General features: G+C 38.4%; 11 protein-coding genes, 1 other RNA gene and 1 pseudogene. 3 read left to right on the top strand and 10 right to left on the bottom strand.

Annotated elements, in window-relative coordinates:
* From HT708_RS12215 to HT708_RS09120, 8 genes and pseudogenes are all read right to left on the bottom strand, one after another.
* A pseudogene (locus HT708_RS12215) lies at positions 1-625 on the bottom strand (serine protease); the annotation flags it as partial.
* Between the two features lie 226 nt (positions 626-851).
* Entirely contained in the window at positions 852-1,541 is a 690-nt protein-coding gene (locus tag HT708_RS09150) for a response regulator transcription factor (protein ID WP_000518020.1), read from the bottom strand.
* Between the two features lie 11 nt (positions 1,542-1,552).
* Positions 1,553-2,977, bottom strand: coding sequence for an NADP-dependent phosphogluconate dehydrogenase (gene gndA / locus HT708_RS09145; RefSeq protein WP_138703175.1), 1,425 nt, complete (start codon positions 2,975-2,977; stop codon positions 1,553-1,555).
* Positions 2,978-3,052: 75 nt separating this feature from the next.
* The gene (locus HT708_RS09140; protein ID WP_023938812.1) at positions 3,053-4,459 is read right to left on the bottom strand and encodes a cell division site-positioning protein MapZ family protein; all 1,407 of its coding nucleotides are present in this window, start codon (positions 4,457-4,459) and stop codon (positions 3,053-3,055) included.
* Positions 4,460-4,471: 12 nt separating this feature from the next.
* A complete protein-coding gene (locus HT708_RS09135) occupies positions 4,472-5,629 on the bottom strand; it encodes a class I SAM-dependent RNA methyltransferase (protein ID WP_050208660.1) in 1,158 nt (385 codons plus the stop codon).
* 84 nt (positions 5,630-5,713) lie between these two features.
* Positions 5,714-6,094: RNase P RNA component class B (gene rnpB / locus HT708_RS09130), an RNA gene on the bottom strand.
* 20 nt (positions 6,095-6,114) lie between these two features.
* On the bottom strand, positions 6,115-6,456 hold the full coding sequence (gene gpsB, locus HT708_RS09125) for a cell division regulator GpsB (protein ID WP_000146532.1): 342 nt from the start codon (positions 6,454-6,456) through the stop codon (positions 6,115-6,117).
* Positions 6,457-6,525: 69 nt separating this feature from the next.
* On the bottom strand, positions 6,526-7,053 hold the full coding sequence (locus tag HT708_RS09120; RefSeq protein ID WP_172926288.1) for an SLOG family protein: 528 nt from the start codon (positions 7,051-7,053) through the stop codon (positions 6,526-6,528).
* Between the two features lie 67 nt (positions 7,054-7,120).
* On the opposite strand from HT708_RS09120, the gene HT708_RS09115 reads away from it, so the two are divergent.
* Positions 7,121-7,705 (top strand): VanZ family protein, encoded by a 585-nt coding sequence (locus HT708_RS09115; protein ID WP_000725526.1) that lies wholly within the window; start codon positions 7,121-7,123, stop codon positions 7,703-7,705.
* Positions 7,706-8,461: 756 nt separating this feature from the next.
* Here the strand turns inward: HT708_RS09115 and HT708_RS09110 are convergent.
* A complete protein-coding gene (locus tag HT708_RS09110; RefSeq protein ID WP_023934045.1) occupies positions 8,462-8,842 on the bottom strand; it encodes a hypothetical protein in 381 nt (126 codons plus the stop codon).
* Positions 8,843-9,269: 427 nt separating this feature from the next.
* Between HT708_RS09110 and recU the strand changes: the two genes are divergently transcribed.
* Both recU and pbp1a read left to right on the top strand, forming a co-directional pair.
* Complete coding sequence (recU, locus tag HT708_RS09105) at positions 9,270-9,866, top strand: Holliday junction resolvase RecU (RefSeq protein ID WP_023934044.1); 597 nt, start codon at positions 9,270-9,272, stop codon at positions 9,864-9,866.
* Positions 9,863-12,013 carry a penicillin-binding protein PBP1A gene (gene pbp1a, locus HT708_RS09100; RefSeq protein ID WP_172926287.1) on the top strand — a complete coding sequence of 717 codons (2,151 nt, stop codon included), beginning with the start codon at positions 9,863-9,865 and terminating at the stop codon, positions 12,011-12,013. Before recU ends, pbp1a begins: the two co-directional genes overlap by 4 nt.
* Before the next feature lie 137 nt (positions 12,014-12,150).
* Here the strand turns inward: pbp1a and HT708_RS09095 are convergent.
* Positions 12,151-12,849: IS3 family transposase (locus HT708_RS09095; protein ID WP_172926286.1), on the bottom strand; the 699-nt coding region annotated here is incomplete at its 5' end.

Below are 12,849 nucleotides of genomic sequence, written 5' to 3'. Positions count from 1 at the left end.
TAGTATTTTCTAAATTATTGGGAAGTCCTAACGTCCCCAATTGAGCGCCAATCGGTTCTTCCAAAATTAAAACTGCTAAGTCATAGGTAGTAAGCTCATCTGGATCAGTATTTCGAAATTCTTTTAAATAGCGAGCTTCTTTTACTTTTATCCGACCAAACGGCACACTATTTGGAGTACGAGCAGGAGTAACATATAGTTCTTCTGCATCTTTACCAAACTCATGTTTATAAATATTATGAGCAGCAGTAATAAGGACATTATCCTTTATAAAATTGGCACTCCCTCGATAAGTTACATCTTTACCATTTTTCACACCACGAAATTCTTACTCTACATAAGCTGATGTAGAGTAAGGATATTGTAAAGTATTTTTTACCTTAACTAAATCATTTTTACCAATAATGACTTCTGACTGATTTGTATAATATTGACCATAAGTCGGTGAAACATCGGGAAGTGAAAAATTATTAGTTCCTGGACTCTCTTGTAATGTTTCACTTACCTCATACTCCTCGCCTGTACTTGAAATAACAGTCAAAGCAGATACTGTCGATAGCAGGCTAGCTAATAAAGTACCCGCAATAATTGAAATACCGAATTTGCGATAAAATGTTTTCTTCATTATTTTATCCTCCTAAAAAAATTGTAACACATCTGTTCGTCCCTGTCAATATAGTAAATTGAAATAAGATGTGAACAAATCGATTAGGAAAGTTAAATTAATTTCTAGAAAAGTTTTAGCAGTTGTGGTGTACCATTCTAGTTTCAATCCACTATACAAAGAAAAAAACGGAAAGACATCCCTTTCTCCATTTGAAAAAAGCAGTTACACAACTGCAACTGCTTTTCTATTCTTGCATGGTGTAACCAACACCACGCACGGTTTTAATGTAGCTTTTTTGACCTTTTACATCAAGCTTGCTACGTAGATAACGGATATAGACATCTACGATATTTGTCTCGGTCCCACTTTCATACTTCCAGACACTTTCCAACAACTGCTCACGAGTCAGAACTTTCTTGCTTCCCATAAGTGTCGCCAAAAGGTCATACTCACGGCGAGTCAGAGCAATCATCTCTTCACCACGATAAACCGTGTGATGTTCAACATCTATCCTAAGATTGCGGTAGGTCCTTGGAACTTTCATCAGACTGCAGTGTTGATCAATGAAGTCCCGACCTCGGAAGATCGCCGAAATACGCGCTACCAGATTTTCGATAAGGACTGGCTTATAGATGTATGAAACTGCAAAACGCTGAACAACTTCCAGCTCTTCTTGCAAGTCTTCCCAATGATCTAAAATCATGATGACTGAGGCTGGCTTAGTTCGACTCAGCTTATCTGCAAAATCCTGGGCTGTCATATCCCCCAGATGAGCATTCAATAAAATCAAGTCATAGTCTGTCTGAAGAGCCATGGAGAAGGCTTTTTGCCCCTCCTCAACCTGATCAACTCGGTATTGCTCTTTTTGGAGTTCCAAACTTAAAAAATGAGCTAGATTTCGTTCTTTCTCAAGTAATAAAATCCGTTTCCCCATGGCAGACCTACTTATTTTTCGTCATACCAAGAGTAGTGGAAGGTTCCTTCTTTGTCTTTACGTTGGTAAGTGTGGGCACCAAAGTAATCACGTTGCGCTTGGATCAAGTTAGCTGGAAGATCAGCTGAACGGTAGCTATCAAAGTAAGTAATAGCTGCTGAGAAGGTTGGTACTGGCACACCAGCTTGAACTGCAAGAGCTACGATATCACGCACTGCTTGTTGGTACTTAGCAGTAACATCCAAGAAGTACTCATCCAAAAGAAGGTTGGCAAGGTCTGCATCACGGTTGTAAGCATCTGTAATCTTTTGCAAGAAACGAGAACGGATGATACAGCCATCACGCCAGATAGATGCGATGTCTGCAAATGGCAAGTTCCAGTTATTTTCTTTAGAAGCTACACGTAATTGCGCAAAACCTTGTGCGTATGAGATGATTTTTGAGAAGTAAAGGGCTTGACGGATTTTTTCAATCAATTCAGCCTTATCTCCTTCAAATTTGAAGGCAGCTGGTTTTGGAAGAACCTTGCTAGCATGCACGCGTTCTTCTTTGTAAGTTGAAATGTAGCGAGCAAATACTGACTCAGTAATTAGCGACAATGGCACACCAAGGTCAAGTGATGATTGGCTAGTCCATTTACCAGTTCCCTTGTTACCTGCGGCATCAAGGATGTAGTCTACGATTGGTCCATCTTGGCCTTCATCGTCTTTACGGCTCAAGATATCAGCTGTGATTTCGATCAAGTAGCTATCCAATTCACCCTTGTTCCACTCAGTAAAGATTTCAGCCATGTCTTCTGCAGAAAGGTCTAGCAAGTGTTGCATCAAGTCATAGCTTTCTGCAATCAATTGCATATCACCATACTCGATACCGTTGTGAACCATTTTCACATAGTGACCAGCTCCATCAGGACCGATGTAAGTCACACATGGTTTGCCATCTTCTGGTGCTTTAGCTGAGATTTCTTCAAGAACATCTGCAACCAATTCGTAGGCCTCTTTTTGTCCACCAGGCATGATAGAAGGCCCTTCAAGGGCACCTTTTTCACCACCAGAAACCCCAGTACCGATAAAGTTGATACCAGAGTTTGCCAATTCTTCATTACGACGAATTGTATCTTTGTAGAAAGTGTTTCCTCCGTCAATCAAGATATCACCCTTGTCAAGGTGTGGAAGAAGGGCCTGGATAGTAGCATCTGTACCAGGTCCAGCTTGAACCATCAGCATGATACGGCGAGGTTTTTCGATTGAGTTTACAAAACTTTCAACGTCATAGCTTGGTACAAAGTTCTTTTCAGGATGGCAAGCAATCACATCTTCCGTTTTTTCTTTACTACGGTTGTAAATAGCAACTGTGTAACCACGAGATTCAATATTAAGGGCAAGGTTACGACCCATTACGGCCATACCTACGACACCAAAGTTAGCTTTTGTCATTTGACACTCCTCTTGTTTCATTTATTTTATTTTATCATTTTTACTTTTGAAAAGAAAGAATTTTGTAACGACTGCTTAGTAGTCCAAGTCATCTGCATGACCAGCGCCATTTCCGACAAAGTAGCCTGTCTTACAGTTAAGGGTAAAGAGATAGGTTCCATCTGGCTTGTAGAGGTTGTAATAACCATTGCCGTTAACGATATTGACACGTTCAAGGATATATTGGTCTCCAGTGATATAGCCACGTGATCGTGAAGTCGCTAGAATTTGTTCCAAGACACCATCCGCAAAATCCCAGGCAGAGTTGTTACTATCATCAATAGCAGACTGGTTATAGGCAACACGACTGGCACTTCTTTGAACAGCAACACCCGCACTTGATACGCCCATATTGACTTTGCTACGAGAACTTCTAGTCTCATTTGAGGCAGCATTTGAACTACTTGGGCTTGTCTCACTAGTCGTATTTGAGCTTGTTTGACTAGTGCTTGAGCTACTAGTTTCACTTGAACTTGAGCTAGAAGTACTTGTTTGCTGGCTCTTACCAAGGCTGATAGCCTTATCTAGCACTTTATCAAGCTCCGTATTTCCAGTTTTAATATCCGTAAATTTAGCATCCGATTTGGCTTTGGCATTGGTATCCAAGACACCATCCACAATAGCTGGTTTCTCAAATTGAGCATTGACATCTTGAATGGCCTTGATTTGCGTTGCTAGACTATCATACTTAGATTTGGCTAGCGTATGTTCACGACTACCTTCCAGTTTATCAAGCAAGGTTTTGAGTTGAGTCAGTTTATCAAACTGGCTATTTTTCAAAGCCGTTTTATTACTATCTGTGTAGAAAGCATCATATAAATTATTAAATTCTTCCACTTCTGCCTGCGTGTTTGTGGTTGATTGAGAAGTCTGAATTTCCTTGGTCGAGCGATTCACTTGACGATAGACATAATAAGCACTGACACAGATAATTACTGATACAAGCGCCAAAGCGGTCAAAACAAAGCCTTTTTTGCTTTTCTTTTCTGAGTCTTCTTGTTCCAGACGAGAAAGGTTTTGCTCCTCTTCCACTTCTTCAGTCATTTCTGTTGGATTTTCATCCTCTAGCAATAGAGGATCCAAGCCTTGCTCCTCATCGTCCAGAGGCAAGGGTGGTAAGATGTCTTCAGAAGATGGAACTTCCTCCGAAGAAGCTTCTGACTCTTCTACAGCCTCACGCATCTCTTGAATTAAATCATCCAGACTCTGAGTTTCAACTAACTCCTCTTTTTTGTATTGGCGAGTCGCAAACTTATCCGCCTCAATTTCATCTCTGTGTTGCTTAACATACTTGTCCAAAATGGAATCCTCAGGCAAGACTCCTGCTTCCACTTCTTCATTTTTACGAATAGCTTGACCAACTGTTAGCTCTTTTGCTTCATCAAAATCAAATTGCGGTTCTTGGCCTTCTTTTTTATGACGATTTCGTCTTTTTTTACTCATGAGTATCCCTTTCTATTTTACCTCTTGCCGTTTGACACGCTGACCAAAATATTGATACAGATCCACTTTCAAGGTTCCGTTGTATAACTTACGCTTCTTATCTGCTTGGCTACCATACTTACTTTCAAAAGCTTCATCACTAGTCAGGATAAATTTGCTCCAAGTTTTCAGTGGTGCAAATACTTGCCCCATCTCAGTATAGAGCTTGGTAACTCCTGCATCATCTGATAAACGCTCCCCGTAAGGCGGATTGGAAATAATCACACCATTGATTTTATCGGAACGTAAATCCTGCACGCGCATCTGCTTAAAGGTAACATCTCCTGCAACACCAGCTGCCTGGGCATTGGCCTTAGCAATTTCCACCATGCGAGCATCAATATCACAGCCCATAATATCCAGTTCCAGCTCACGGTCTACTTTTTTAGCCGCTTCTGTACGCACTTCTTGAATCAAGCGATCACTAATCCAGTTCCATTCCTCAAAGGCAAAAGAGCGACGAAGTCCTGGTGCCATCTTTCGAGCAATCATAACTGCCTCAATACAGAAAGTCCCCGAACCACAGGTCGGATCAATCAAAGGCTTGTCTGGATACCAGTTAGAGAGTTGTAAAATAGCTGCCGCCATGTTTTCCTTGATAGGGGCTCCCCCTTTTTCGGTACGATAGCCACGTTTAAAGAGACTAGACCCGGTCGTATCAATCATGACAGTTGCCACATCTTTGAGAATAGAGACCTCAATCTTAAACTCTGGGCCATTCTCCATCAGTGGAATACTTTCTGGGCGAGCATAGTGTTTCTGCAATTTCTTGACAACAGCTTTCTTAGAAATAGCCTGAACACTGGGCTCATTGTGAAGTTTAGATTTAACACATTTGGCTTTTGAAATCGGGAACCGAGCTCCAAGTGGTAAATAATTTTCCCAATCTAGGGCGAAAACTCCCTGAAACAGCTCTTCAAAAGTCTTAGCTGGGAACGTTCCTACGATGATTTTGATACGATCTGCTGCCCGAAGCCAGAGGTTGGTTTCGATAATAGCTCTCACGTCTCCTTGAAAACGAACACGACCATTTTCAACCTGACAATCGTAGCCCAACTCTCGCACTTCTCGTCCTACAACAGCTTCAAGACCTGCTGCCACAGTTGCAATTAAATTAAATTCTTTTTTCATGTTACAGTCTTACAAGACCTTTCTATATGTCCACTTTAAAAAATGAGGTTGAGAAAATTTCTCAGCCCCAACCTATATGCAATTTTCTATAAGCCATGTTTTGTTCCAGAAGTGACTAGGACCACTTCCTTCGATAATCATCTGTCTACCACTAACAGCTCCAGCTGATAGCAGTCAGAATACTACGTTCGTTTCCGTGTACTCCATGCCCCGACCAAAATTTGGGTTGCTAGCTTGAGGGGTTTACCGCGTTCCACTCTCTCCGTTTCCAGAAAGACTCCGTCACTGTGGCACTTTCAAGCCTACTCTGACCTATCAAAAGACTTAGCCATTTCAACTGCCGTAACGATTTCTCGTCCCTAGGCTTATGGTTTCGCCTAGCACAAACACTACAGGCATCACAGCCTGTGCTAGCATGGACTTTCCTCATGAGAAGCAATTCTCCTCACGCGATTATCCAAAAATTGCATGTAACAAGACCTGAATTACAAATCAGTATTGTCTAAAATTTGTTTACCGAATACTTCTTTTTCAAGACGATTCAAGCGTTTCAAAATATCAAAATTCGTCATAGAAGATGAAGCAGCCACATCAATTGGATCTGGGTGACTAGGACTTGGAGCCGAGCTCACTTGCGGTTTACGAGTTAATTCTTCCTTCAAATCCGCAATCTCCTGACGAAGTGACTTGACCAAGGCAGCATAGGTTTCATAGTCCTTGATGACATCGTCTAAAAACTCATCAACTTCTACCTTACTATAGCCACGGACTTCACGCCCAAACTCTTGTTCAAAAATATCTTTTGCTGAAAAAATAATACTTGCCATGTCTCTCTCCATTCTCGATTGCTAGTATTATTATATAAAAAAAGGCAAACAAAAATCAAGGTCAAAGCTTCAATTTTCGGAAAAATTTTCAGCAAGTTCATTTAATTGATCAAATGTTAATCTCTTTATAAAATAGTCCTCTTGATTTTTCATCTTTTGGTAAAAATAAGCTAATTTCGTTTCATTTTCTTCATCATAAAAAAGATAGGAACTATTCGTATTTTCCAGTAAAAACTGCTGATAATCTCTTAACTGCCCCTTGTGTTCATAGCGAGAATAAGCATATTTGACAAAGTCTACCTGCTTAAAACGGCTCAGTTTCATCTGATTGGCTTCATTCCAATTTTCCCCATGGGCTTCAAAAGCAAAAATGGTCGCCAACTGGAAACCGTATTCGATTTTCATCTCCTGAGCAACCTCTAAAACCCAATATTCAAAACCCAAACTTCCTGTAAACACAAGCCAAGCCACCCCATCTGCTGCCATAGCCTCTAAATCTTTACGTATTGCTTTTTTTATCAATTTAAGACGAGGATCCTTGTCAGAAGACAAACCCAAATCAAAAGCAGAATAGCCTAAAACCAAAGCTGTAGCCATTTTTAACCCTTTCTGTGCAAATTTATGATATAATATGGTATATAAATGAAATTTAGGAGATTATAAAATGAAAAAAATATATATACTTGATTTTTTAAATTTAGCTATTTCCTTCCTAATTTGTAGATGGTTTTTTATGGAATACCTTTACTTCCAATTCATCTCTATCTTTAGTTTTCCTACCGGTGGCTCTGATTTCTGGAGACCTCTATTCATCATTCTAATTCTAACATTGTTTTTATTCACTTTCCTAAGATCTAGCTATACGCACAGACTTGATACTAGATTGATAAGAATATCTTATTTTCTTTACTGTTTAATTCTTGTTTATTCGCTACTTTTTAAAAATTTAGGTATTCAGGGAGTTAACTTTAATCTCGTTGAGTTTATCAAAGATTCACTTTTAATTGATTCAACAATTCCTCTTTTAAATATTGTAATTTTTATCCCAATAGGAGGATTATTTAAATTTAATTTTAAAACAGTCATGCGTTTTATCTTTTTCATAACAATAATAGAAACCTCACAATATGTATTTCATCTCGGATTCTTTGATATAGGAGATATATTTACAAACACAATAGGTTTTATAATTGGAAGCAATATCCATGATAGCAGATTAGGAAAAAAGATAATTCATTACATAAAATAAAACTACAAATCTTAGATATTCTATTTACATTCCTTTAAAATCAGAAAGAGCATCATTTTTTATAATATGTACTAATGATAGGCATTTGTTTAAAGTATATATTTAAACTCCGATGTTTATTACGCAAACTGTCAACAAAACATGTAAACTTTGATTTTAAAGAAGGCCAGGTGAAAACTCATAGTAAACAGAAAACAAAAGAACTAAGCACAGTTTGAATAGTATCCTTTTTTGAGGTTGTAGATAATACTGACAAAATCAGTAACAAATCTATGAAAATATCTACTACCTATATTGCTTTTTAATTTTATAAAAGCATCAATTTTAAGAGAAAACAAATATTTCAATAATAAACCGTATATGATCAAAGATTTTAAAATCGTGATAATATTCGGTTTTTCTGATTGTAAAGATTTTTTACCAAACTTATTTTTAATTGATAATAATTCACTTATTATTACCAAATTCTCTTTAAAAGTATGTTTTAAAATAACTTATATCTATTCAATCTTTATAATCCATCACAAAATACTTTTCTACATCAAAACTCACAAAGAAACTATAGTAAATTGAAATAAGATGAGGATAAATCATTTGAGGCATTCAAATTAATTTCTAACAATGCTTTAGAAATTATGTTGTACTATTCTAGTTTCATTTTACTATAAAAACCAATTGATATGATTAGTAAGGAAGAGTATTAAACTAAAAAATTATAAAATAGTTAATAAAAGACTTATCCAAATAAATACTCAATTAATAAGTCACACTACCTGAAATATTATATAAACCTCTATCCTCAGTATTGAAATATAATCCATAAGTACCTGAATTTAGATCAACACTAATTGTTCCACTAGTTTTTCCATAATAAACAGATGATGCATATATTTTACCACCAATCCATGAACGACTCACAACAGAAACTCTAAACCCTACGTTCCCACTCCCAGGTCTAGGAGTTTGGTTATGATTAACAGTATAGGTTCTTCTACGGTTAGTGTACCAAGCTTGTATTGAATATTGACCTCTTATTCCCTGTCCATTATAAGTAATCGCAGTTGCTGCATGCACTACATTTGCTATCAACAGAATCCATAAAAAGCCAATAGATAGTATCCGAATAATGTCTTTCATAGAGATTCCTTCAAAATATATAAGTATGGAGATAATTTCAATCCCAAGTTTAATCAGTCTGTAGTTAATTACTAGAAGAATGTTCCGAATCAATAAAACAATAAAGCTAAAATCAAGCCTATATAATTACGACTCTAGATTATATCTTGTTTGTAAAGCGCTTTCGACATCATTATATAACATTTATAAAATTAAATCAAATGATATTTATATTTTTTATACTACGTTGTGATTCGAATGTGATAATGTCTTTAGTAAATCGAACGTGAAAATATCCCATTTGGTAGAATAGTCATATGAAAAGGATCCAACTGAATATGAATGAAGCGAAAAAATATCTTGTGATAAAAGCTATAGCCATTTTTAACCCTTTCTGTGCAAATTTATGGTATAATAAAGTGATGTTATTGTACCAATAAGGAGAATTATGGTCAACTATCCACATAAACTTTCATCACAAAAAAGACAAACATCTCTTTCTCAACCCAAAAATTTCGCAAATCGAGGAATGTCTTTTGAAAAGATGATCAATGCTACCAACGACTACTATTTGTCTCAGGGCTTGGCTGTTATACACAAGAAACCAACCCCTATTCAAATCGTACGAGTGGACTATCCACAACGAAGTCGTGCCAAGATTGTTGAAGCCTATTTTCGACAAGCTTCAACGACGGACTATTCTGGCGTTTATAATGGATATTACATCGACTTTGAAGCCAAGGAAACAAAACAAAAACGTGCGATTCCGATGAAAAATTTTCATCCACATCAGATTCAGCATATGGAACAAGTCCTTGCCCAACAAGGAATCTGCTTTGTCCTTCTTCACTTTTCTTCTCAGCAAGAAACCTACTTATTGCCGGCATTCGATTTGATTCGCTTCTATCATCAAGATAAGGGGCAAAAATCAATGCCACTTGGATATATTCGAGAATATGGATATGAAATCAAGGCTAGTGCCTTCCCTCAAATTCCTTATCTCAATGTTATCAAAGAACATTTATTAGGTGGTAAAACAAGATGAACAAACCAACGATTCTGCGCCTAATCAAGTATCTGAGCATTAGCTTCTTAAGCTTGGTTATCGCAGCCATTGTCTTAGGCGGAGGAGTTTTTTTCTACTACGTTAGCAAGGCTCCTAGCCTATCCGAGAGTAAACTAGTTGCAACAACCTCTAGTAAAATCTACGACAATAAAAATCAACTCATTGCTGACTTGGGTTCTGAACGCCGCGTCAATGCCCAAGCTAATGATATTCCCACAGATTTGGTTAAGGCAATCGTTTCTATCGAAGACCATCGCTTCTTCGACCACAGGGGGATTGATACCATCCGTATCCTGGGAGCTTTCTTGCGCAATCTGCAAAGCAATTCCCTCCAAGGTGGATCAACTCTCACCCAACAGTTGATTAAGTTGACTTACTTTTCAACCTCGACTTCCGACCAGACTATTTCTCGTAAGGCTCAGGAAGCTTGGTTAGCGATTCAGTTAGAACAAAAAGCAACCAAGCAAGAAATCTTGACCTACTATATAAATAAGGTCTACATGTCTAATGGCAACTATGGAATGCAGACAGCCGCTCAAAACTACTATGGTAAAGACCTCAATAATTTAAGTTTACCTCAGTTAGCCTTGCTGGCTGGAATGCCTCAGGCACCAAACCAATATGACCCCTATTCACATCCAGAAGCAGCCCAAAACCGCCGAAACTTGGTCTTATCTGAAATGAAAAATCAAGGCTACATCTCTGCTGAACAGTATGAGAAAGCAGTCAACACATCAATTACTGATGGACTACAAAGTCTCAAATCAGCAAGTAATTACCCTGCTTACATGGATAATTACCTCAAGGAAGTCATCAATCAAGTTGAAGAAGAAACAGGCTATAACCTGCTCACAACTGGGATGGATGTCTACACAAATGTAGACCAAGAAGCTCAAAAACATCTGTGGGATATTTACAATACAGACGAATACGTTGCCTATCCAGACGATGAATTGCAAGTCGCTTCTACCATTGTCGATGTTTCTAACGGTAAAGTCATTGCCCAGCTAGGAGCACGACATCAGTCAAGTAATGTTTCCTTCGGAATTAACCAAGCAGTGGAAACAAACCGCGACTGGGGATCAACTATGAAACCGATCACAGACTATGCTCCTGCCTTGGAGTACGGTGTCTACGATTCAACTGCTACTATCGTTCACGATGAGCCCTATAACTATCCTGGGACAGATACCCCTGTCTATAACTGGGATAGGGGCTACTTTGGCAACATCACCTTGCAATACGCCCTGCAACAATCGCGAAACGTCCCAGCCGTGGAAACGCTAAACAAGGTCGGACTCAACCGCGCCAAGACTTTCCTAAATGGTCTCGGAATCGACTACCCAAGTCTTCACTACTCAAATGCCATTTCAAGTAACACAACCGAATCGGACAAAAAATATGGAGCAAGTAGTGAAAAGATGGCTGCTGCTTACGCTGCCTTTGCAAATGGTGGAACTTACTATAAGCCAATGTATATCCATAAAGTCGTCTTTAGTGATGGGAGTGAAAAAGAGCTCTCTAATGTCGGAACTCGTGCCATGAAGGAAACGACAGCCTATATGATGACCGACATGATGAAAACAGTCTTGACTTATGGAACTGGACGAAATGCCTATCTTGCTTGGCTCCCTCAGGCTGGTAAAACAGGAACCTCTAACTATACAGACGAGGAAATTGAAAACCACATCAAGACCTCTCAGTTTGTAGCACCTGATGAACTATTTGCTGGCTATACGCGTAAATATTCAATGGCTGTATGGACAGGCTATTCTAACCGTCTGACACCACTTGTAGGCAATGGCCTTACGGTCGCTGCCAAAGTTTACCGCTCTATGATGACCTACCTGTCTGAAGGAAGCAATCCAGAGGATTGGAATATACCAGATGGTATCTATCGAAATGGGCAGTTTGTTTTCCAAAATGGAGCAAGACCGACTTGGACTGAAACAACATCCCAATCATCTTCAACCGAAAACTCCTCAACAAGTACAGAAGGCTCTACTAGCCTAGCACCAACTACAAGTCCTGATGCTAGTACCAATGGTCAAAACCAAGCACCAAATACACCCGGAGCCAATCAAACTCCAGCTCCACAGACCCCTCAACAACAACCACAACAGTAAACGAAAAATCCTGAGAACTCTAAACTCAGGATTTTGTCATTTTCAAAATGAAATACAGAGGTCAAGTACATTTTCCCATAATAAAACGCATACGACCAAGGATTTTCTGTACTGACCCCAAAAGTTAGACAATTAATTTATCCAAAGGATTTAGTTCTGTACTGCACAGGGCTAAGTCCTTTTAGTTTTACCTTAATTCTCTTGTTGTTGTAATAATCAATATAGTCTATAATGGCTTGTTCCAATTGATTAAGTGATTTAAATGTTTTCTCATAGCCATAAAACATTTCCGATTTTAAAATGCCAAAGAAAGATTCCATCCTACCGTTGTCTGGGCTGTTGCCCTTGCGTGACATGGATGCTTGAATTCCCTTACTCTCTAGGAACCGATGATAAGAATCGTGTTGATATTGCCAGCCTTGGTCACTATGGAGAATCGTATTCTCGTAGCATTTCTCTGTGAATGCCTGTTCCAACATTGTTTGTACTTGTTCTAAGTTGGGTGAAGTTGAAAGATTATAGGCGATAATTTCACTATTAAAGCCATCTAAAACTGGTGATAAGTAAAGCTTTTGAGTACTTGCTGGAATGGCAAATTCTGTCACATCTGTGTAGCACTTTTCCATTGTTTTAGAGCCTTCAAATTGACGTTGAATGAGATTCTCTGCCTTCTTACCAACGTCTCCTTTATGAGAAGAATATTTTCGTTTCTGTCGCATTTTAGCTTGTAAATTGAGTACTTTCATCAAGCCTTGAACTCTTTTATGATTTACTAGATAACCACGATTTCTTAGTTCTAAATAAATCCGACGATAAGCATAATTTCCCTTGTGTTC

It is taken from the genome of Streptococcus sp. 3613, assembly GCF_013277375.1.
Lineage (GTDB): Bacteria > Bacillota > Bacilli > Lactobacillales > Streptococcaceae > Streptococcus > Streptococcus pseudopneumoniae.
Note: the sequence above shows the minus strand (reverse complement) of the source record. Positions and strands in the feature narration are given on the sequence as shown.

Coding starts and splice junctions, on each gene's coding strand:
- HT708_RS09150 (WP_000518020.1), bottom strand. CDS start 1,541: ATGGGGAAACGGATTTTATTACTTGAGAAAGAACGAAATCTAGCTCAT.
- gndA (WP_138703175.1), bottom strand. CDS start 2,977: ATGACAAAAGCTAACTTTGGTGTCGTAGGTATGGCCGTAATGGGTCGT.
- HT708_RS09140 (WP_023938812.1), bottom strand. CDS start 4,459: ATGAGTAAAAAAAGACGAAATCGTCATAAAAAAGAAGGCCAAGAACCG.
- HT708_RS09135 (WP_050208660.1), bottom strand. CDS start 5,629: ATGAAAAAAGAATTTAATTTAATTGCAACTGTGGCAGCAGGTCTTGAA.
- gpsB (WP_000146532.1), bottom strand. CDS start 6,456: ATGGCAAGTATTATTTTTTCAGCAAAAGATATTTTTGAACAAGAGTTT.
- HT708_RS09120 (WP_172926288.1), bottom strand. CDS start 7,053: ATGGCTACAGCTTTGGTTTTAGGCTATTCTGCTTTTGATTTGGGTTTG.
- HT708_RS09115 (WP_000725526.1), top strand. CDS start 7,121: ATGAAAAAAATATATATACTTGATTTTTTAAATTTAGCTATTTCCTTC.
- HT708_RS09110 (WP_023934045.1), bottom strand. CDS start 8,842: ATGAAAGACATTATTCGGATACTATCTATTGGCTTTTTATGGATTCTG.
- recU (WP_023934044.1), top strand. CDS start 9,270: ATGGTCAACTATCCACATAAACTTTCATCACAAAAAAGACAAACATCT.
- pbp1a (WP_172926287.1), top strand. CDS start 9,863: ATGAACAAACCAACGATTCTGCGCCTAATCAAGTATCTGAGCATTAGC.